Here is a 559-nt window from a genome sequence, read left to right as displayed (position 1 = left end):
TGGGAGGGTGTTCCCCTTCTTGGCCCGGACTCGCCCCTCCATCGAATTCGAGTATTAAGGTAAAAAGGCTCGAATGAGTCCCTATCCTTGCCAATTGCCTTTCAATCTGCTAGCCTGCCGCGCTTGCTAGAGCGTGTATCCAGACCAATGTGTACAGACCCTGGCATGGGCAGCCCGGCTGGCGCCAGCTTTGAAAGCCGGATCCTGTCTCTTTCATAAACTGACCCGTACCACTGGCAGTACGGTAAACCCGTGACACCGCACCACAGACAAGCGGATCGATCGGGTACTAAAAGGTAGCATGAATGTCCATGAGCGAAAGTTTTGCTGAACTGTTTGAAGAGAGCCTGAAATCCGTCGATATGCAGCCGGGTACCATCGTGACCGGTGTTGTCATCGACGTCGACAAAGACTGGGTAACGGTACACGCCGGCCTCAAGTCTGAAGGCGTAATCCCGGCCAGCCAATTCCTGAACGAAGACGGCGAGCTGGAACTGCAAATCGGCGACGAAGTACAGGTCGCACTGGAAACCGTAGAAGACGGTTTCGGTGAAACCCG

Annotated in this window: 1 protein-coding gene; it reads left to right on the top strand. The window is 54.6% G+C overall.

The window, feature by feature from the left end; genetic code table 11:
* Nucleotides 1-311 precede the first annotated feature (311 nt).
* Nucleotides 312-559: S1 RNA-binding domain-containing protein (locus B3187_RS04015; protein ID WP_286804679.1), on the top strand; the 248-nt coding region annotated here is incomplete at its 3' end.

It is taken from the genome of Marinimicrobium sp. UBA4209, from assembly GCF_002381585.1.
GTDB lineage: Bacteria > Pseudomonadota > Gammaproteobacteria > Pseudomonadales > Cellvibrionaceae > Marinimicrobium > Marinimicrobium koreense.
The sequence above is the reverse complement of the archived record's forward strand: the minus strand, read 5'-3'. Positions and strand labels throughout refer to the sequence as shown.